16 protein-coding genes are annotated in these 20,159 nt (G+C 71.1%); 8 read left to right on the top strand and 8 right to left on the bottom strand.

Features of this window, described 5'->3' with window-relative positions:
- The first annotated feature begins 30 nt into the window (after positions 1–30).
- Positions 31–1,134 carry a citrate synthase 2 gene (locus STRIP9103_RS41280; RefSeq protein WP_009338890.1) on the top strand — a complete coding sequence of 368 codons (1,104 nt, stop codon included), beginning with the start codon at positions 31–33 and terminating at the stop codon, positions 1,132–1,134.
- Positions 1,135–1,482: 348 nt separating this feature from the next.
- On the opposite strand, the gene STRIP9103_RS41275 is transcribed toward STRIP9103_RS41280, so the two are convergent.
- From STRIP9103_RS41275 to STRIP9103_RS41265, 3 genes are all read right to left on the bottom strand, one after another.
- Positions 1,483–2,121: a maltokinase N-terminal cap-like domain-containing protein gene (locus STRIP9103_RS41275; RefSeq protein ID WP_009338897.1), complete on the bottom strand. Its 639-nt coding sequence runs from the start codon at positions 2,119–2,121 to the stop codon at positions 1,483–1,485.
- A gap of 376 nt (positions 2,122–2,497) precedes the next feature.
- On the bottom strand, positions 2,498–3,991 hold the full coding sequence (locus STRIP9103_RS41270; RefSeq protein ID WP_048821963.1) for a PAS domain-containing protein: 1,494 nt from the start codon (positions 3,989–3,991) through the stop codon (positions 2,498–2,500).
- Between the two features lie 231 nt (positions 3,992–4,222).
- Complete coding sequence (locus STRIP9103_RS41265; RefSeq protein WP_009338812.1) at positions 4,223–4,981, bottom strand: SIS domain-containing protein; 759 nt, start codon at positions 4,979–4,981, stop codon at positions 4,223–4,225.
- 339 nt (positions 4,982–5,320) lie between these two features.
- Between STRIP9103_RS41265 and STRIP9103_RS41260 the strand changes: the two genes are divergently transcribed.
- Together STRIP9103_RS41260 and STRIP9103_RS41255 are read left to right on the top strand one after the other, a co-directional pair.
- The gene (locus STRIP9103_RS41260) at positions 5,321–6,013 is read left to right on the top strand and encodes a metal-dependent transcriptional regulator (protein WP_009338889.1); all 693 of its coding nucleotides are present in this window, start codon (positions 5,321–5,323) and stop codon (positions 6,011–6,013) included.
- A gap of 994 nt (positions 6,014–7,007) precedes the next feature.
- A complete protein-coding gene (locus tag STRIP9103_RS41255; RefSeq protein WP_048821956.1) occupies positions 7,008–7,958 on the top strand; it encodes an alpha/beta fold hydrolase in 951 nt (316 codons plus the stop codon).
- A 110-nt stretch (positions 7,959–8,068) separates the two neighbouring features.
- Here STRIP9103_RS41255 and STRIP9103_RS41250 read toward each other — a convergent pair whose 3' ends face one another.
- From STRIP9103_RS41250 to STRIP9103_RS41240, 3 genes are all read right to left on the bottom strand, one after another.
- On the bottom strand, positions 8,069–9,709 hold the full coding sequence (locus tag STRIP9103_RS41250; protein ID WP_009338847.1) for a hypothetical protein: 1,641 nt from the start codon (positions 9,707–9,709) through the stop codon (positions 8,069–8,071).
- Positions 9,706–10,488: an ABC transporter ATP-binding protein gene (locus STRIP9103_RS41245; RefSeq protein WP_009338824.1), complete on the bottom strand. Its 783-nt coding sequence runs from the start codon at positions 10,486–10,488 to the stop codon at positions 9,706–9,708. Before STRIP9103_RS41245 ends, STRIP9103_RS41250 begins: the two co-directional genes overlap by 4 nt.
- Before the next feature lie 141 nt (positions 10,489–10,629).
- Entirely contained in the window at positions 10,630–11,289 is a 660-nt protein-coding gene (locus tag STRIP9103_RS41240; protein ID WP_374011076.1) for a bifunctional DNA primase/polymerase, read from the bottom strand.
- A 385-nt stretch (positions 11,290–11,674) separates the two neighbouring features.
- Here STRIP9103_RS41240 and STRIP9103_RS41235 point away from each other — a divergent pair, with 385 nt between their 5' ends.
- Positions 11,675–13,057 (top strand): hypothetical protein, encoded by a 1,383-nt coding sequence (locus STRIP9103_RS41235; protein ID WP_009338893.1) that lies wholly within the window; start codon positions 11,675–11,677, stop codon positions 13,055–13,057.
- 365 nt (positions 13,058–13,422) lie between these two features.
- Complete coding sequence (locus STRIP9103_RS41230; RefSeq protein ID WP_048821952.1) at positions 13,423–15,117, top strand: hypothetical protein; 1,695 nt, start codon at positions 13,423–13,425, stop codon at positions 15,115–15,117.
- A 24-nt stretch (positions 15,118–15,141) separates the two neighbouring features.
- Here STRIP9103_RS41230 and STRIP9103_RS41225 read toward each other — a convergent pair whose 3' ends face one another.
- Positions 15,142–16,431, bottom strand: a complete 1,290-nt coding sequence (locus STRIP9103_RS41225; RefSeq protein ID WP_009338913.1) for an ABC transporter substrate-binding protein — start codon at positions 16,429–16,431, stop codon at positions 15,142–15,144.
- A gap of 128 nt (positions 16,432–16,559) precedes the next feature.
- Between STRIP9103_RS41225 and STRIP9103_RS41220 the strand changes: the two genes are divergently transcribed.
- A complete protein-coding gene (locus STRIP9103_RS41220) occupies positions 16,560–17,060 on the top strand; it encodes an SCO4402 family protein (RefSeq protein ID WP_009338879.1) in 501 nt (166 codons plus the stop codon).
- A 141-nt stretch (positions 17,061–17,201) separates the two neighbouring features.
- Complete coding sequence (gene purU, locus STRIP9103_RS41215) at positions 17,202–18,086, top strand: formyltetrahydrofolate deformylase (RefSeq protein WP_009338903.1); 885 nt, start codon at positions 17,202–17,204, stop codon at positions 18,084–18,086.
- Between the two features lie 15 nt (positions 18,087–18,101).
- Here purU and STRIP9103_RS41210 read toward each other — a convergent pair whose 3' ends face one another.
- Positions 18,102–19,268 (bottom strand): erythromycin esterase family protein, encoded by a 1,167-nt coding sequence (locus tag STRIP9103_RS41210; protein WP_009338840.1) that lies wholly within the window; start codon positions 19,266–19,268, stop codon positions 18,102–18,104.
- Positions 19,269–19,390: 122 nt separating this feature from the next.
- On the opposite strand from STRIP9103_RS41210, the gene STRIP9103_RS41205 reads away from it, so the two are divergent.
- Positions 19,391–20,134, top strand: coding sequence for a TioE family transcriptional regulator (locus tag STRIP9103_RS41205; protein WP_009338864.1), 744 nt, complete (start codon positions 19,391–19,393; stop codon positions 20,132–20,134).
- Positions 20,135–20,159: the final 25 nt, after the last annotated feature.

Raw genomic sequence — 20,159 nt, 5'->3', positions numbered from 1 at the left:
CCTGTCGCACACATCAAGAGGAGCCGCCTGATGTCCGACTTCGTACCCGGGCTCGAAGGAGTCATAGCGTTCGAAACGGAGATCGCCGAACCGGACAAGGAGGGCGGCGCCCTCCGCTACCGGGGCGTCGACATCGAGGACCTGGTCGGCCGCGTCTCCTTCGGCAACGTCTGGGGCCTGCTCGTCGACGGAGCCTTCCGCCCCGGCCTGCCCCCCGCCGAACCGTTCCCGATCCCCGTCCACTCCGGCGACATCCGCGTCGACGTCCAGTCGGCCCTGGCCATGCTCGCCCCGGTCTGGGGCCTCAAACCCCTCCTCGACATCGACGAGGAACAGGCCCGCGAGGACCTCGCCCGCGCCGCCGTCATGGCCCTCTCCTACGTCGCCCAGTCCGCCCGCGGCCAGGGCCTGCCCATGGTCCCGCAGCGCGAGATCGACAAGGCCCAGTCCGTCGTCGAACGCTTCATGATCCGCTGGCGCGGCGAGCCCGACCCGAAGCACGTGGCAGCCGTGGACGCGTACTGGACCTCGGCTGCGGAACACGGCATGAACGCGTCCACCTTCACCGCCCGCGTGATCGCCTCGACGGGCGCGGACGTCGCAGCCGCGCTGTCCGGCGCCGTAGGAGCCATGTCCGGCCCCCTGCACGGCGGAGCCCCCTCCCGCGTCCTCGGCATGATCGAGGAAATCGAACGCACGGGCGACGCCGAGGCCTATGTCAAACGAGCCCTCGACAAGGGCGAACGCCTCATGGGCTTCGGCCACCGCGTCTACCGCGCCGAGGACCCCCGAGCCCGAGTCCTCCGCCGCACCGCCCGCGACCTCGGCGCCCCCCGCTTCGAGGTCGCCGAAGCCCTGGAAAAGGCGGCCCTGGCAGAACTCCACGCCCGCCGCCCCGACCGTGTCCTCGCCACGAACGTCGAATTCTGGGCGGCCATCGTCCTGGACTTCGCCGAGGTCCCGGCCCACATGTTCACATCCATGTTCACCTGCGCCCGCACGGCGGGCTGGTCGGCCCACATCCTCGAACAGAAGCGCACCGGCCGCCTCGTCCGCCCCTCCGCCCGCTACATCGGCCCGGGCCCCCGCGACCCCCGGGACATCGAGGGCTACGAGGACATCGCCGCCCACTGACGAAATCCGACCCTCACGCCACGCGGGACCGACCAGCCCCGCGTGGCCCCCCTCACTCCCCACCCCACAAACGCAGACGACCCGCGAGCTCAGGTCCCCCATCTCAACGACGGAGAAGCCGGCCGGACGTACCGGCGAGCCCACGGGTCGGGTGACTGCTTGAGATTGGGCCGGCTGCGCGTTCAATTCACGCACTGGTCCGGCACCGCACCGAGTGTGGTGACAGGCCGCTAGCCCGCAGCCACCTCACGCGTCCGGTTGTCATACATCTGCCGAACCACCTCCCTTCTCGTGTACCGCACACCTTAAGAACCGTTCTCGTGGCGCTCAAGCGATTTTTCGAGGGGTTTACCGCAGTACGGCGAAAACGGCGCGGGCGCGGGTGTCGTCCGGGAGGTTCCAGTGGCCGGCGACGTGTCCCGTTGCCCCTTCGGGGAGGGTGTCCGGGCCGGGCTGGAGGGTTCGGTTGAGGTGGAGGGTCGTGCCCGGTCGTAGCGAGAGCTTGGTGCTCTTGTCGTCGTCCGCGGGGGTGAGGGCGCCCAGGGACAGAGAGCCGTCGCCGGTGTATGAGCGGGTGATCTCGGGGTCCGGGGTGTCGGTGAGGCTCTGGGCCTGGGGTTCGGCGTTGCCCTCGAAGAGGGCCAGGAGCTGGGTGAGCAGGACGGGGTCGTGGCAGCCGTCGTAGGCCCAGCGCTTGCCCAGGACGCCGTGTTCCATCGTGCCGATGAGGGCGTGGTCGGCGCCGTCGAGTGGGGCGCCGCGGTAGGTGAGCGGGACCAGGTAGTGGACCGGGGTGGAGCCCGAGGTGTCGGTGGCGACCATGAACTCGATGCCCACCTCGCCCTCGGGGTCGTCGAGCCGGAAGCCGCCGGCCTTGGTGAGCCGGGGTTCGCCGGGGCCGTCGGCGTACCACGGGCGGGTGGGGAGCCAGGAGGCCAGGAGTTCGAGCTTGGTGGGCTTGAGGGTGGTGTGGTGGATGAGGGCCATGGTGGGGATTCTGCGCCGGGCCGATGAACGGACGCGAGTGCTTTAAGGCGAGGCCCGGCCACCTCCCCGGGGGATCCGTCCATGCCGGCGGCGTGGGCCCGTGCCGGCGCCCCTGGCGGTGGTGCCCGTGACGGTGATGCGGAACCCCTGGTGGCGGCGGGGACCTTGACGGCGGCGTGGCCCATTGCGGTGCCGCTGACGCGTGACAGCGCCGTGCCCCAGTGGCGCCGCAGACCTCTGGCGGCGCCATGACCCCGCGCGTCGCCGTGTGCCCGTACGTCGCCGTGCGCCCGCGCGGTGCCGCAGGTCCATCGGCGTCCGGTCCGGCCTGGGCCGATCTGGATCCGATCCGGTCGGATCCAGTACTGCGACGGTGCTAGTCCGACGACCTCTCCAGTGCCTCCAGATCCAGGGCCGCGGCGATGCGTACCGCCACGTCCTCCGCGTACACCGCGTCGGCGCGTTCGAACTGGTTGCGGCCGGCGCCGCGGAGGAAGGTGACGACGCCGAGGGTGCGACCGCGGCTGCGGAGTACGGCGCAGAGGGCGTGGACGGTGTCCGGGGGCCACTGGCGGTCGGTGGCCCAGGTGCGGGCGGCCTCGGGGGTGGCGGCGCCGGCGCTGGCGCGGACCGAGCCGGCCCGTTCCACGCACTGCAGGGCGGGGTGGCCCTGGCCGTAGCGGACGGGGAGGCCGGCGTGGCCGGTGAGGTTGCTGGGGCCGGGCGTGCCGGAGGGCGTGGCGGCGGCGCGTACGAGGCGGGTGGGGCCTTCGCCGTCGATGAGGGTGCCGCCGGAGACCCGGTCGATGAGGGCGTGGTCGGCGAAGCCGGCGAGGGCGAAGTCGAGGTGGATGGTGGCGGCCTCGCCGGGGTCCTCGCACTCGGCGGCGGCGCGCGAGGCCCGGTGGAGCTGGTTGACGCGGAAGCGCAGCAGCGCGGCTTCCTGCTCGCTCTGCTTGGCCTCGGTGATGTCCTGGAAGAGCCAGCCGACGCCGAGCGGTACCGGTTCCTCGGCCAGCGGTGAGGCGAGGCGGAGGAAGCCGCTGCGCCAGCAGCGTCGTTTCTCCCCGTCGGGGGTGCGGACGCCGACCCAGATCTCGGCGGGGGCGGGCGGTGCGCCTTCGGCGAGTACGTGGGTGAGGGCGCTCTCCAGTTCCTCGACGCCCTGGGTGAGGAGTTCGCCGAGCGGGCGCCCGAGGACCGCCGTGCGGCCGATGCCGAGGGAGCGGGCGGCGTGGGAGTTGACGACGGCGGGGCGCAGGTCGGCGTCGACGAGGACGACTCCCCAGGAGGCGTCGTCGAAGAGGGCCTCGCTGAGGGCGATGGACCGTTCGAGGTCGATCTGGGCGTGGACCTCGCTGAAGGCGCAGTACAGTCCGGCGGGCTTGCCGTCGGGGCCGGGTACGGCGGCGGACTGGGTCCGTACGAGTACCCGTCCGCCGTCCTTGGTGAGCAGGGCGAACTCGTGGACCTGGCGTCCGGGGGAGTGCATGGCGGCCATCAGCCGCCCCTCGACCTCCTGGGCGTCGGCGGTCCGTACGGCCCATCCGGCGAACCCGCGGCGGCCGACCGCTTCCTCGGCGCTCCAGCCCAGGATTCGCTCGGCCTCGCGGTTCCAGTGGGTGACGACGCCGTCGACGTCGAAGGCGCACAGCGCCGCGTCCATCCCGTCCAGCAGGGCGGCGAGCAGGTCCGAACCGCCGGAGTCCATGGAGTCCTCGGTGTCCTTGAGGCCGTCCGTGTCCTCGGGGTCGGCTGCCGTGTCGTCGGTTTCTTCGTTGTTCTCGCTGTTCTCGTCCGTCGGACCGTCCCGCTCGGGCTCGTCGGGTCCGAGTTCGTCGGTGGTCCCACTACGCCGGGAAGCACTCACCTGAACCCCCTGCAGGCTGCGTTGCGTCCGCATGTACGGCATGTACGGCGCGTTGGTTCGCTCACTCGCCATCATTCAACTCGAACGTGACCCAGCCCACATCTGTTTCCCGCAAGATTTGGACGAAACAGTTGTGCGCCGGATTTCTTCCTCATGGTTTTCCATGGACCACTGGGCGCCCCTGCGTACCCCTGTGCACGTGTGTGCCGCACGCAGCCGCCGTGGGCCTCGTCAGCGCAGGTAGAAGATCCGGTCGCCGTACTCCCGCATGACCCGGTCGTTCCAGTCGAGGCCGCCGTCGACGTTCCCGGAGCGGAGCAGCGGGGGCTGGATGCCCCGGTCGGCGAGGGTGGTGGCGGCGGTGGCCATGACCGCCTGGAGGAGGGCGGAGGTGACGACGGTGGAGGCCGGGGCGAAGGGCGCGGGTACGGCGTCGTGGGTGAGTTCCGCGTCGCCGATCGAGATCTTGGAGTCGAGGACGAGGTCGCAGTGGTCCTTGAGGAAGGTGCCGGAGGAGTGGCGGGATTTCGTCTCGGTGGCGTATGCGACGGAGGTGACGCCGATGACCTTCACTCCCAGTTCGCGGGCGTGGATGGCCATCTCGACGGGGAGGGCGTTGCGTCCGGAGAGCGAGATGATCACCAGGAGGTCGCCGGCGCGCAGGGGGCTCGCGTCCAGTACGGCGGTCGCCAGGCCGTCGACGCGTTCCAGGGCGGAGCCCAGGGTCGCGGGCATGACGTCCACGCCTACGGCGCCGGGTACGGGCAGGAGGTTCATCAGTGCGAGGCCGCCGGCCCGGTAGACGAGGTCCTGTGCGGCGAGTGAGGAGTGGCCGGCGCCGAAGGCGAACAGGCGGCCGTCGGCGGTGACGGTGTCCGCGATCAGGTTTCCGGCCGTGGTGATGTTCTCGGCCTCCTCGTCTCGTACGCGCTCCAGCAGTTCGATCGCCGAGTTGAAGAAACGCCGGCCTGCGGGGGTGCCCTCGACCATGCCTGATCCTCCACTTCGTCCGTTCCGGTGGATCACGTTAGAGGTCTGGACCAGTGGGGTGTCAATACGGCCATGGGGTGGGCCGTGGTTCGTGGTTGCTCGCGCCCACGTGGCGGAGCCGCAGATCAATCCAGCCTCGCGAACAGCCACATACAACCCGCGCATGTCCTCGCACCGCGCCCATCCCATGGCCCCGAGCGGGGGTACTCGGGCGGCAACCCCCGGAAATCGGCGGCGATAACCCCGTTGTCGGTCCGATGCGTAAGAATTGAGGCCAGGGCCAGCGCATGCCGGTGGGCCACAGCGACGCTTCCGGCGGAATCTCATCGAGGGGCACGTATGTCCGGACTGATCGATACGACGGAGATGTATCTCCGCACCATCCTCGAGCTGGAGGAGGAAGGTGTGGTCCCCATGCGCGCCCGGATCGCCGAACGGCTCGACCAGAGCGGTCCGACGGTGAGCCAGACGGTGGCCCGTATGGAGCGGGACGGCCTGGTGTCGGTCGCCCCGGACCGCCACCTGGAGCTCACCGAGGAGGGCCGCCGCCTCGCGACGCGTGTGATGCGCAAGCACCGTCTCGCGGAGTGCCTGCTCGTCGACGTGATCGGCCTGGAGTGGGAGCAGGTGCACGCGGAGGCGTGTCGCTGGGAGCACGTCATGAGCGAGGCCGTCGAGCGCCGCGTGCTCGAACTGCTCCGGCACCCCACCGAGTCGCCGTACGGCAACCCGATCCCGGGGCTTGAGGAGTTGGGCGAGAAGGACGGCGCGGACCCGTTCCTGGACGAGGGCATGGTGTCGCTGGCGGACCTCGACCCGGGTACGGAGGGCAAGACCGTCGTCGTACGCCGTATCGGCGAGCCCATCCAGACGGACGCGCAGCTGATGTACACGTTGCGGCGGGCCGGCGTGCAGCCCGGCTCCGTGGTGAGCGTGACGGAGGCGGCGGGCGGAGTCCTCGTGGGCAGCGGCGGCGAGGCCGCGGAACTGGGCGCGGACGTCGCCTCCCACGTGTTCGTCGCCAAGCGCTGACACCGACGGGCCACCCGACCGCCGGCTTCCGTGCCGTCGGCCGACCACGTGACCATCGGCGTCCCGGTCGTCGGCGTACCACCCGACCGCAGGCGTCCGTGTCGGCGGCAGGCCGCCGGCTATCGGCTTCCCGTGGTCGGCGGGCCACCAATCGCCGCCCTCGGCCGGGCCGCCGATCCCGCATCCCGGCCCCCCGCTGAGGGTGACCACCCCGGCCCCCGACCGAGGGTGACCACCCCCGGACCGACCGAGGGCCCGGCCCCCCCGCCAAGCGCGGCCACCACGTCCCCCCAGCTCGGCCGGTGTGGACGTGCGTCGGCGGGGGCCGTGCCCGCCTCAACTCCAAGATTCAGTACGCCGAATCGCAGCGCTCGGGCCGTTCGCGTGCGAGGCTTGCGCGTGAGGCATATGACCTGAGGGCTCTCGGCGGCCCGCGACGGAGAGCGCGTGGCGGCAGGGGAAGGGGCGGGTGGATGTGCATGTGCCGTGGACATGGGGAGGGCCCCGGCGCCGTGTGGCGCCGGGGCCTGTCCTCCCCTGTGCTGACCCGGAGCCCCGAGCTCTCAGGGTCATCCCCCTCGGACCGTTTTCCCCGAGCGGTCCGCCTCCCGCTGAAGATCTCCCCTCGACGGCGGCGGGCAATCCTCGGGGGAGGTCACTCGAACGAGGGGTGTTGTCGCCGAGAACGGCATCTTCGAATACATATTCGATAACCTGGGTGGCGTGACGAGGTGCGGCGAGGCACGACCCGTACGGACCGGCGCGCTACCGCCGGTATCCGTACCGCCGCAGCCACCGCATACGTAACGTGTCACCCGATGGGCACGCTGTAACAACCGTGCTCGCCGTCCGAGCGGCGCGCACGATGGCAACAACTGCGGGAGCAACAGCAGGTCAGCGGTACGACAGCGGTAGGACGACAAGGACCGGCCGCCTCGAAGCGAGGAGCGGGAGGCGGCGGCGAGCGGTCCGAGCGGGAGCCTGGGGGGTGCCAATGGTGCGGCGCATCGACGTGACCGGAGCGGGCGGTGTGAGCCTTGCTGCCTGGGAGTTCGGTGACCCACCCAAGACCGGGGACGAGGCCGGCGGAACCCCGACCGGCGGCGGAACCGGCATCAGCACCGGGACCGGCGCCGGAGCGGGGGCCGGCGACGGCGGGACCGGAGTCGGGAGCGAGTCGGGGCCCGGGGTGCTCTTATTGCATGGCCTCATGGGCCGCGCCTCGCACTGGGCACCCACCGCCCGCTGGCTCTCCGAGCGGCGCCGCGCCGTGGCGCTCGACCAGCGCGGCCACGGGCAGAGCCAGAAGCCCGAGGAGGCCGCGTACACCCGTGAGGCCTACGTGGAGGACGCCGAGGCGGCCGTCGAGCAGCTCGGCCTCGCCCCCGTCGTCCTCATCGGTCACGCCATGGGCGCGCTGACCGCCTGGCAGCTGGCCGCCAAGCGCCCCGACCTGGTGCGCGGCCTGATCATCTGCGACATGCGGGCCTCGGCGCTGGGCGCCGCCTCGCAGCGTGAGTGGGAGAGCTGGTTCAAGGCCTGGCCGCTGCCCTTCGCCACCCTCGCCGACGTGCGCAAGTGGTTCGGCGAGGACGACCCCTGGGTGGAGCGCCCCAACCCGTCCCGGGGCGAGTTCTACGCCGAGGTCATGCACGAGTGCCCCGACGGTTGGCGGCCCGTCTTCGAGCCCGAGCTGATGCTCAAGACCCGCGAGACCTGGGTGTACGACGCGCACTGGGAGGAGCTGACCCAGGTCAGGTGCCCCGCCCTCGTCGTCCGCGGCCTCGACGGCGAACTGGGCCGCGCCGAGGCCCAGGAAATGGTCCGCGTCCTCCCGCACGGCCAGTACGCCGAGGTCGCCGACGCCGGCCACCTCGTCCACTACGACCAGCCCGACGCCTGGCGCGCCGCGATAGAGCCGTTCCTGGACGGCTTCAGCGACTGAGGAGCCGCACCGAGCAAAGGGGCCCCTGGAATGCGCCGCTTCCGGGGCCCTTCCACGTCGTCGCCGGCGCCGGCTCGGGTGCCGGATCCTTGTCGCCGGGGGCGAAAGACCTACGCCCTGCTCACCGCCGCCAGAATCTCCGGCAGCCGCTTGGCCGTCCGTGGCGCGGCCAAGCGCAACCCCGCCACGGTGATCCCCACCCCGTACGCCGCCCCCACCGGCAGCGCCACCCACCTCCACGCACCGCCACCCTCCGCCACGTTCAGCCAGACGAGCAGGGCGATCACCGGGACGCAGAGCAGCGCCGCTCCGACCATCCCCCCGAAGACGGAGATCCAGGCGAGCCCGGCCTGCCCGGGAGCCACGTTCTTGTGGCCCTCCTGGGGGATGGAGTACGGAAAGCGGGCGGAGGCCCAGGCACCGGTGGCGAGCATCGCACCGAGCAGCGCGAACGAAAGGCCCAGCACCTCGGGCAGGGCACCCCAGTCGCCGAGGAGAGCGGTGGTCAGGACGGTCACGAACGTGGCGTACGGCAACGTGATGACGAGCAACGCCAGCGCCCGTCCCCGCAGTTCCACATACGCGTCCCGCGTGGAGGAGATCGTCATGGCGACCATCCAGAACGCGGAGGTGTCCTGCCCGAACTGGTTGTACATCATGATCCCGAGCATCCCGGCGGCGAAACAGGCGAAGTAGATCGACCCGGTGCCCTGCAACGCGTTGAAGACGGGCACGATCAGCCCGATCGCCAACGACGTCACCCACGCCGCCTTGGTCTTCGGATCCCGCCAGACGTACCGCAGACTCCGCTCCATGATCGTGCCCGTCCGCCCGGCGGGCAGCAGCCGACTCAGCCCGCTGGAACGCGTCCGGGCCGCCGAGCTCTCCCCGGCATCCAGCAGCGTCGACCCGTCCGGCGAGGTCATCAACCGCGTCAGACTCGCCGCCCACATCCGCACCAGCACCACCAACGCACCGGCGGAAAGCGTGAGTCGGGCCACCCCGACGCCGTACGAGCCCTCGCTCATCGAGTGCACCGCGCCGAGCGCGGACGCCGGTGGCACCCAGCTCAGTACGTCCGCCGCCGGGTCGAGCTGACCGAGCCCGGCCGCCCCCAGCCGCTGCACACCGAAGTTGACGATCTGGACGCCGACCGCGATCAGCAGCCCGCTCAGTACGGCGAGGTCACGCCCCCGGCGGCTGCTCAGCAGCCGGATGTTGGCGGCGGCGACGGCCCGCGCGAGCGCCACGCACCCGAGCAGCGCGAGCGGCACGGCGGCCACGGCGGTGACGTACGCGACCGCGCCCCGTGCCACCGCCACCACCGACCCGACCAGCAGGCACAGCGTGAACAGTGGCCCGATGCCCACGAGCGAGGCCGCCAGCAGCGCCCGTACGAGCGGTCGGGGCCGCAGCGGCAGCATCACCAGCCGGGTCGGATCGAGGGTTTCGTCGCCGCTCGGGAAGAACAGCGGCATCACCGCCCACCCGAGCGCCAGCACCGCCACCAGCGGCACGGTCACGGACGCCGCGTGCTCGTCGCCCCGCAACGCGATCAACCCGATCAGCTGGAGCGCCGCGAACAGCAGCGTCACCACCGCGGACGCGACATACGCCGCCCGCCGCCCGGCCGACTGCCGCAGCCCGTTGCGCAACAGGGACAGCTTCAGCCGTACGACGACGGAGGTCACGGAGGCGGCGCCCGTACCCGTAGCACCCGTGCCCGTACTCGTACCGCCCGCCGCGCTCATCGCGGTGACGTCCCGCCGCCCAGCCAGTCCAGCTCCGCGCCGGCGTCCCGTTCACCGGCTCCGACCAGCTCCAGGAAGGCCTTCTGCAGCGAGGGCGCGTCGCCTCGTACGTCGGCGAGCGGGCCGTGCGCGCGGATGCGGCCCGCGACCATGACGGCCACCCAGTCGCACAGCGATTCGACGAGCTCCATGACGTGGGAGGAGAACACGACCGTGGCGCCCGAGGCGGTGTACCGCTCCAGCACGCCCCGGATGGTCTGTGCGGACACCGGGTCGACGCCTTCGAACGGCTCGTCCAGGAACAGCACTTCGGGATTGTGGAGCAGGGCCGCGGCGAGCCCGATCTTCTTCCGCATACCGGTCGAGTAGTCGACGACGAGCTTGTGCTGGGCGCCCGCGAGATCGAGTACGTCCAGCAGTTGGGTGGCCCGCCGATCGACCTCGGCACCGGGCAGCCCGCGCAACCGGCCGGTGTAGGAGAGGAGTTCGCGCCCGGTGAGCCGCTCGAAGAGCCGTAGCCCCTCCGGCAACACCCCGATCCGGGCCTTCACCTCCACCGGATCCCGCCACACATCGTGCCCGACGACCTCGACGGACCCCTGATCGGGCCGCAGCAGCCCGGTCACCATGGAGAGCGTGGTGGTCTTCCCGGCCCCGTTCGGCCCGACCAGCCCGATGAACCGCCCCGCGGGCAGCTCCAGATCAACCCCGGCAACGGCGACATGGGCCCCGAACCGCTTCCAGAGTCCGTGCACGCGTACGGCGGCGACAGCACTCAAGCCGACGGCTCCTTCCGGTCGATGGAGCCTCCAGTCTTTCAGGGGCGCGGGGCAGTGCCGATATGCGGCTCCGCCGCGGGGCGCGAGCCACCACGACCGACCCGCGGTCGTGAAACCAACCCGCAGCCCCCGCCCGGAGCGTTACCGGCGCCCATCCCTACCGCACGCGTAAGCGAGCGGCGAGATCAACTCCTCGGCGTCCGGCAGCCACCGGTTGGCCGGAGTGGGACGACGCGCCCACTGCACAGCTCCCCGAGATCCATACCGCGTCGGCGGAGCCGCCACATACTCGCCCTCCCCCAACGCCTTGAGGTCGAGCGAAAGCGGAGACCAGCCCAACTTCCGTACAAGATCGGGGGCCTTGACCGAGGCGCCGGGCAGCACGAAGAAATGCATACGGCGGTCCGGCGTCCAGGTCACCGGCCCGAGCGTCAGCTCCATGCGCTCCATACGGGCCAGCGCCAGCAGCCCCGCGGTCTCGGGAACATCGATCGTGTCGAACGTACGGCCGGTCGGCAGGAGGATCGACGCGGTCGGCTGCTTCGACCACAGTCGGCGTGCGACGGTCGCACTGCCTGTCGCCTGGGTCGCCCAGTCCTCGCGCGCCGGGTGCGCGCCGGGGGTGGCACACGCGGCATTGCCGCAGGAGCAGTGCTGCACCCCGTCGACGGCTTCCAGCCATGTGCCCGGGAAAACGTCCCAGTGGCGCTCTTCGGCGTATCGAACGGCGGTGTCCAGCAGCGATTCACCGCGCTGCTTCGGGATTTGGGCAGCTTCAGGGCCCGCGATGGTCTCTTCCACGATGAACACAACTCTAGCGGTCATCAGTGGTTACGGATGTCACATGCGCGGGGGAGAGCATCATTCACAGAGCTGGGGCGCATGGGTGCACCGTCGGGGGCGCGCGGGAGGGATCGCGGCGTGAGCCGGGTAGCCACGTGTGGGGTACAGCATGCGTGTTTACCCCGGCAATCCTGGCATGTCTCGCATCTTCGTCATGTCGGCGGGGCATTGATCTTCGAGGCCGGATCTTTTCGATACGTGGGCACGCCTTTTCGGTACGCGTGTTCGGTGCGGGAGTGCCGTGCGCGCCGGTGGCGTGTGACCGCGTGAGCGAAGGGGTTCGGCCGCTGAAGACACGTCAACTCGGTGCGTGGGCAGGCACCACAGCCACAGGGGGTACGCCATGGCCGCAAGGCCGCTCGTCGCCAGGCAGCCGAACGAACGACTGCAGGCGCTCATCCAGGAAGCGGGTTGCTCCAACGCGGGGCTGGCCCGGCGGGTCAACATGTGCGGCGCGGAGCACGCACTCGACCTGCGTTATGACAAGACGTCCGTCGCGCGCTGGTTGCGGGGGCAACAGCCGAGGGGCCGTGCGCCCGCGATCATCGCCGAGGCGCTCGGCCGCAAGCTGGGCCGTACGGTCACGATCGACGAGATCGGCATGGCCAACGGCAAGAACCTCGCGTCCGGTGTCGGTCTGCAGTTCTCGCCGACGGTCCTCGGGGCCATCGAGCAGGTCTGCGAGCTGTGGCGCAGCGACGTGGGGCGGCGGGACTTCCTCTCCGGGTCGTCCGTCGCCGCGTCCGCGCTCGTCGAACCCAGCCGTGACTGGCTGATCTCCGCGCCGGACTCGCAGGTGGCGCGCTCGGCGGGACCCCGGGTGGGGTCGGCGGACGTGGCGGCCGTACGCGCGATGACACAGGCGCTCGTCGACCTCGACCACCAGTACGGCAGTGGGCATGTGCGGCCGGTCGTCGTGCACTACCTGAACAGTGTCGTCTCCGGATTGCTGGCCGGGTCGTATCGGGAGGCGGTCGGGCGTGAGCTGTTCGCCGCGGTCGCGCGGCTGACCGAACTCGCCGGGTACATGGCCGTCGACACCGGGCAGCCCGGGCTCGCCCAGCGGTACTACATCCAGGCGCTACGGCTCGCGCAGGCCGCCGGCGACCGCGCGTACGGCGGCTATGTGCTCGCCGCGTCCATGAGTCACCTCGCCGCGCAGCTCGGGAACCCGCGCGAGATCGCGCAGTTGGCGCGCGCGGCGCAGGAAGGGGCGCGGGGGCGGGTGACACCGCGTGCGGAGTCGATGTTCTACGCGGCGGAGGCGCGGGGGCATGCGCTGATGGGCGACGCGCGGTCCGCGCAGGAGGCGGCGGGGCGGGCCGTGGCGGCGTTGGAGTCCGCCGATCCGGCCTCGGGGGACGACCCGACCTGGATCAGGCACTTCGACGAGGCCTATCTCGCGGACGAGTTGGCGCACTGCCACCGGGATCTGGGGCAGGCCGCGGCTGCGGCACGGCGCGCGGAGGAGTCGCTGGCCAAGCATCCCGAGTCCCGTGCTCGGCGGCGGGCCATCGGGTATGTGCTCCTCGCCACCGCCCAGGTTCAGCAGCGGGAGGTCGAGGAGGCCTGTCGTACGGGGCTGAAGGCCGTGGAGTTGCTGGGGACGCTGCGGTCGAATCGGGGCGCGGAGTATCTGGAGGACTTCCAGCAGCGGTTGGAGCCGTTCAGGGAGGAGGCGGTGGTTCGGGAGTTCGGGGCGCGGATGGAACTGCAAGCGGCGTAGGCGCTCCGCTTGGGGCGGCGGTTCACTGGCGTCGGTTCACTGGGTGTCGGCTTGCACGTGCGGGTCGGCTGGGGCGGGCCCGTGCCGGGATGTGCCGTGGGGGCGGGGTTCGTTGCGGGCCGCGGGTCGTCTGTGGTTGCTCGTGCCCCGCGGCGGAGCCGCGTATTGATCCCTGGGCGGAGCCGCGTATTGATCCCGTGGCGGGGCCGCGTATTGATACGGCCCCGCGCCCCTTGACTTGGGGCGCGGTCGGCGTCCGGTACCTGCGCCCCCTTTGGGGGGCGCGGTGCTGCGTGGCAGTCGGTTGTGGGGAACCGGTAGCGTGAGGCGTTGATTCCGCAAGTCGCTCATTCGTAGGAGTTTCGGTGGCGCAGAGTGGACAGGGCGAGGAGCCCTCGGCGCGGCCCGCGCGCGAAGGCATCGTGCTGCCCTCCGACGGGAGTGCGCCGCTGATGCCGGGGGATCTGCCTCCGACTCCGGTTCAGCCGACGGGACGACAGCAGTGGGGGGCCGGGCAGGACGCCGTGGCCCCTCCGGCCCAGCCGCCGGGCGATGCCTGGGGCGCCGGGAGCGGCGTGGACGGCGTACACGGGGCTGGTTCTGCTCCCATGCCGGAGTGGGGGAGCCAGGGCGCTCAGGGCCTTCCGGATTATTCGGAGGGCCAGGGCGCTCAGGGCGGGCATGGAGTGCCGTTGCCGCCCGAGGGGACGCCCGGGGGCTCGTACGGCGTCCAGACCTATGGCGGGGCCGGGTTCGGGGTGCCGTTGCCGCCGGTCGCCGGGGAGGTGTCGCTGCCGTCGGACGTGGCGCCGCCGGCTCCGGGTGGTGCGCCGTTGCCGCCGGTCGCCGGGGTCGACGAGGGGGCCACGCAGTACATCCCGTATGTGCCGCCGGTCCAGCCCGTGGAGGACGCGGCCACTCAGTACATACCGCCCGTGGCGGCGGGGGATCCGGGCGCCGAGGCCGCTACGCAGTATCTGCCGCCGGTCGGGCCGGGGGCCTTGCCGCCGGAGGCGCCGTCCGACGCGACGACGTTCCTGGGTCGGGTGCCGAACAGCGGCGCCGGGCCGAACGGCGGTGCCGGGCCGCTGCCGCCCGCGGCGAACCCCGGGCACCCGGGGCAGCCCCCGCACGGTGCGCCGCCCATGCACCCCGACTCCCAGGCCACCCAGTACATACCGCCGGTCGCCGCACAGCCCCAGGCCCAGCCGTACGGGGCTCCGCAGCCGCAGCCCCAGGCGCACGCCCAGCAGCCGGATGTGTTCGACAGCCTCTTCCGGAGTGAGCCGGAAGCCGCCGGGGCCACGCAGCAGATGCCCCGGATCGAGCAGCCGTACGACGCCCCGCAGCCGCCGCGGGGGCCCGGCCACGGCGGGCCCGGCCACGGCGGGCGGGGCTCCGGCAGACGCGACGGCGGTGGCGGGGGCGGTCGTCCGAGGTCCCGGGTGCCGTTGATCGCGGGCGTCGGGGTGGTCATCGCGGCGCTCGGGATCGGGGCGGGCGCCCTGATGAGCTCCGGGTCCGGGAGCGATCAACAGAGCGACAACCTGCCCGTGTCGGCGACCGAGGCCGCGCCCGAGGAGTCGGCGTCCGCGTCGGCGGACCCGGCGAAGGAGCAGGCCGTCGCGCTGGACAAGCTGCTGGCGGACAGCGGCGCCAGCCGCAACACCGTGGTCAAGGCCGTCTCGAACATCCGCAGCTGCAAGAACCTCGGCCAGGCCGCCACCGACCTTCGCAACGCGGCCAAGCAGCGCAACGACCTGGTCACCAAGCTCGGCGAGCTGTCCGTCGACAAGCTGCCGGACCACGCCGCCCTGACCACCTCCCTCACCAACGCCTGGAAGGCCTCCGCCTCCGCCGACAACCACTACGCCGCGTGGGCCGACCAGGTCGCCGGAAAGAAGGGCTGCAAGAAGGGCCAGGCCCGCACCACCGCGCAGACCCAGGCCGGCAACAAGGCCAGCACCACGGCCAGCACCGAGAAGACCAAGGCCGCCGAGCTGTGGAACTCGATCGCCTCCACGTACGGCCTGACGCGACGCCAGGCGGGGCAGCTGTAGCGGCGCCCAGCCCTTGGTGGTCGCTCAGGTGGCGTCCACCAGGGTCTCCTCCACGTTCACGAAACCGCGCCGCGCGGCGACCAGCTGCCCCTTGCGCACGACCTCGAAGGTGACCTCGGGGTTGGTCAGGCGGGGAAACTTCGCGGCGGCGATGAGATCTTCGAAGCGCCAGCTCAGCGTGGGGGTCAGACCGCCGGTGTCGACCTTGAGGCCGTCGTCGAGGACGCGGCGGATCGAGGCGGAGGTCACCTCCTCGTCGCCGAGCGCCTCGATGGCGGCCGTCAGGACGGTGTACGCGATCCAGGTGGTCTGCACGCCCGGGTCCGCCGGGTCGACGCGGTTGTCGCCGAAGGCGTGCTCCTGGATGACGTCCTTCATCCTGTCCCAGCGCTTGTCGCTCTCCACCGGGTACCAGCCGGTGACGTGCGCGCCCTCGTAGGGGCTCTTCCTGCCGCCGGTCGAGTCGATGATCGACTGGTCGATGCTGCCGATGACGGTTCCGATGCTCACGTCCGGGTAGTCCCCGCGGTCGCGGCGGAAGGAGTCCATGAAGGTGGAGGTGCGGTCGCCGAGCGCGGGCACCACGCAGCCCTGCTTGGCCGGGTCGGTGGAGGCGTGCCGCAGGGCCTCGGAGGAGTGGTTCGAGTACTCGGTGGCGTCCTCGGCGGCCAGCTGGTCGGAGACCTCGTCGTGGCCCCCGGCCCGCAGGCCCGAGTTCATCAGCAGCGGGAGCAGGTCGCCGGCTATGGAGTCAGGGCGTATCAGGGCGATGGGGCCGCAGGCCTTGGCGAGCTGTTCGCCGAGGCCTGCCATGAGCGCGGCCTGGCCGCCGTTGACCGGGTAGGACAGGGTGCTCGCGAACTCGTCGTCGGTGACTCCGTAGCCCCCGATGTACGGGATGCCGGCGGACTCCAGCGGGGCGAGGAAGGCGCGGCCGTACTGGCTGTAGGAGCCGACGACCGCGACGACGTCCTCCTTGGCCGCGCGGCGGGCGCACTTGGCGGCGGTCACCGTGTCGTTGCGGTCGTTGCAGGTGAGTATCTTCAGCTCATGGCCGTTGATGCCGCCGTTGGCGTTGACCCAGCGGGCGTACGCCTTGGCCATGGCGGGCATGCCGGGCTTGTTGGTGGCGGCGGTCTTCTCCGGCGCCCAGGTCATGACGGTGACGGGGCCGTCCCCGGAACCCCCCGTGGTACCAGGGATGACTCCGCACCCGACGGCGAGCGACGCGCACACCGCCAGTGTGGTGGCTCTGGCCAGGGCCCTGGCGAGGCCTTCGGCAAAGGGGTTCCGTCGTGCCTGGAAGCCGGTCATGGCTCCGCACGATTCTGTCACATCACCAACCCGGGAGTGACGGATGGTCAACGTGTGGTGACCGGGAGGTGAATTACAGGAAGCTACGATCGTATATTCGAGAGGTTTGAGAGAGGAATGCGAGATCGATGACCGTCCAAGGTCCGGAGACCCCTTCCCGTCGTGGGCGTCGCTCATTCACCATGGGCGGCATGCCACTCAACGACATGCCGTGGTGGCGCTGGCGCAGCAATGTGCGCTCCGCGCTGCACATGCTCTCCGACCCGGTCTTCCAGCGGGACGTCTGGCTGGCCGGCGTCGACGGCTACGGTGACGTCACCGACGCCGTGTACCGCTTGGTCGAGGACACCTGGCTGGACAACTGGTCCGCCGACAAGTACGTGGGCACCATATTCCGCGACGCCCAGGAGGCGGCCCTCGTCGACACGGCCGTACTCCGCGTCCTGCGGATCATGCACCAGGTCGGCCCCGACGCGCCGGTCTCCGCGTACCTCGACCACGCCGCCTGGCCCGAGGCGGTCCGCGCGGCCCGCGAGGCCCATGTGCGCCTCTCGGCGAGCGACGGGGAGGACCCGGACACGCCGCCGCGGACGCTCGAGGTGCTGCGGATCATGACGAGGGCGGCGTAGGGCCACTGGGGATGACGAGGGCCGTGTGGGGGAGCTGAGGACCGTGTGGGGGAGCCGAGGTCGGGTGGGGGCGACTTTCGACCCGGTCCGGCTTTCGGGACGGTTGTCGCCATCGGCAGGCCGTATGGGACCCTGTCCGGCATGAACGAGCAGTCCACCCGAGCCGCGGCGGCGCCCGCCGACCAGTACGTCCTCACCCTCGCCTGCCCCGACAAGCAGGGCATCGTGCACGCCGTGTCGAGCTACCTCTTCATGACCGGCTGCAACATCGAGGACAGCCAGCAGTTCGGCGACCACGACACGGGTCTGTTCTTCATGCGCGTCCACTTCTCGGCGGAGCCGCCGGTGACCGTGGACAAGCTGCGGGCCAGCTTCGCGGCGATCGGCGACTCCTTCCAGATGGACTGGCAGATCCATCGGGCCGAGGAGAGGATGCGGGTCCTGCTGATGGTCAGCAAGTTCGGGCACTGCCTGAACGACCTGCTCTTCCGGGCCCGGATCGGCGCGCTGCCCGTCGAGATCGCCGCCGTCGTCTCCAACCACACCGACTTCGCCGAGCTCGTCGCGTCGTACGACATCCCCTTCCACCACATTCCGGTGACGAAGGACACCAAGGCCGACGCCGAGGCACGGCTGCTGCAGCTCGTCCGCGAGGAGGACGTCGAGCTGGTCGTCCTCGCCCGCTATATGCAGGTGCTCTCCGACGACCTCTGCAAGCAGCTCAGTGGCCGGATCATCAACATCCACCACTCGTTCCTGCCGAGCTTCAAGGGCGCGAAGCCGTACCACCAGGCGCACGCCCGTGGTGTGAAGCTGATCGGCGCCACCGCGCACTACGTCACCGCCGACCTCGATGAAGGGCCGATCATCGAGCAGGAGGTCGAGCGGGTGGGACATGGGGTGACGCCGGAGGAGCTTGTCGCCATCGGGCGTGATGTGGAGTGCCAGGCGCTGGCGCGGGCGGTCAAGTGGCATGCCGAGCGGCGGATTCTGATGAACGGGCGTCGGACGGTCGTTTTCGCGTAGAGCGACCCCGCACCCCTACGGAGCGCCTGCTGCCCCTGTGTTGATGTGCAGGATCGCGTCCGCCGCGTCGATGGTCGGCCGGTCCAGCGGGAAGTAGCCCTGTTGCGGGGTGGCGTCCGTGCGGCTCCGGGCGGGCGGGACCTCGATGGCCGTTGTCAGGCCCCATGCGGGGATACGGGTCTGCAGAGCGCCCTCGTACGTGTCCGGGGCGGGGGCCTCGAGGGCTATCGCCTCGCTCTTGCCCAGGCTGCCCGCGACGAAGGCGTACGAGTGGCTGCCCGGCAGGGCGCTCACGATGGCGCCGGCGGAGGACCAGACGAGGTGCATGTGGCCCATGTCCATGCTGCTGAGGTTTCGCTGCAGGTGGACGTTGTGGGAGAAGACCAGCGTCGGACCCCGGCGGGCCTCGATGGCTCGGATGTCGAGGAGGTTCTGGGCCATCAGCGCGTCCCGGGTGGCGCACAGACGGGTCCAGCGAGTGGTGTCCGGCACGCGTTGTGCCGCCTGCCGGTGATGGCGGAGGAGGCCGAGGGCGGCGGTGGCGTGGGTCTTCGCCCGCGACCACTCGTCCTGTGATGTCGCCGCGATCAGTTCCGGTGCGTACATGTGGAGGGCGGTGAGCAGGTCGTCGGCGATCGTACGCAACCGGTCGGCCTCCGGTGTGGCGCCGATGGACATCGCCGGGTCCAGGACCGCCTCCGTACGGCTCCACCGTTCGTCGTCGCCGAGGAGGCTCGCGAGGTCGCTTCCGTCGAGGCCGAGGTCGGCGCGCTTCAGGTAGTCGCGGGTGTGTTCGAGGTGGGGGCGTGGGCTGGGGACGCTCATCGTCTCCATGGGGGCGTCGAAGCCGTGGAAGGACAGGCGCTCCTCCGGTGGGCGGGTCTCGTTGTGGTCGCGCATCCAGGCGATCAGTCGCCTGTTGGGGGCCAGTTCGCCGAAGCCGTGGGAGAAGCCTTCGCTCATGACGGTGTCGAGGTCGCCCGTTCCCCCCTGGACGAAGTCGTTCACGGTGAGCGCGGCCACTCGGTCGGTTTCGAGGGCGATGGATCGGAAGCCGTGGTCGACGAGCTGGGCGAACAGTTCGTTGCGGATGTGGGCGAAGGCCGGTTCCAGGTGTGTGGGCTCGCCGAGGCCCAGCAGGTCGCATGACGGGGGCAGGAAGGTTCGGATGTCCTGGGTCATGGGCCTCAAGCGTATCTTTGAAAAGTCGGTTGAGGCTTTGGGAAGGCTATACGTGGGATGCGTGGGGCTTTGAGGGTACGAACGTCCTGGTGCCGCTGTGAAGCTTCAAACCGGTGAGAGGCTTGCGGCCGGTCGACCTCGCGCGTGGGCACGGGATCTCGACCCAGGCGGTCCGCAACTACGAGCGGGACGGGTTCATCCCGCCCGCCGAGCGGACGCCGAGTGGCTACCGGGTCTATACGGAGGTGCACGCGGCGGCGCTGCGTGCGTTCCTCGCGCTTGTTCCGGCGTACGGTCATGGCGCCGGGGGCCGGATCATGAACGCGGTTCATGAGGACGATCTCGACGGTGCGTTGACGATCATCGACCGGGGGCACGGTCAGTTGCTGCGGGATCGGGAGACGTTGGATGCGGTGCGGAGGGCGGTGGGGCACCTGGGGGTGGGCCATCTGGCGGTGGGGTCCTCCGATGCCGTCGCCGCGTCGTCGGGCCCGACGGCAGGGCCGGGGCCGGACGCCCGAACCGTCGGGGAACTCGCCCGTCGGCTCGGGGTCACGCCGGCGACCCTTCGCAACTGGGAGGAGGCCGGTGTTCTCGCTCCCGTGCGCGACCCCGTGACCGGGTACCGCGTGTTCCGGGCGGCCGATATCCGCGACGCCGAGCTGGCCCACCTTCTGCGGCGCGGGGGGTATCCGCTGGATCACATCGCCACCGTGGTCCAGCAGGTCCGCACGGTCGGCGGTACGGACAGCCTGTCCAGCGCCCTGGACGACTGGCAGCGGAGGCTGACGGCACGGGGTGTGGCCATGCTCGGGGCGGCCACGCATCTGAGTCGCTATCTGGGGTTGCGGGGTGTCAACGCCTAGCAGCTCGGGGGGTGTTGTGGGTTTG

The organism is Streptomyces ipomoeae 91-03, assembly GCF_000317595.1.
Classification (GTDB): Bacteria; Actinomycetota; Actinomycetes; order Streptomycetales; family Streptomycetaceae; genus Streptomyces; species Streptomyces ipomoeae.
Note: the sequence above shows the minus strand (reverse complement) of the source record. Positions and strands in the feature narration are given on the sequence as shown.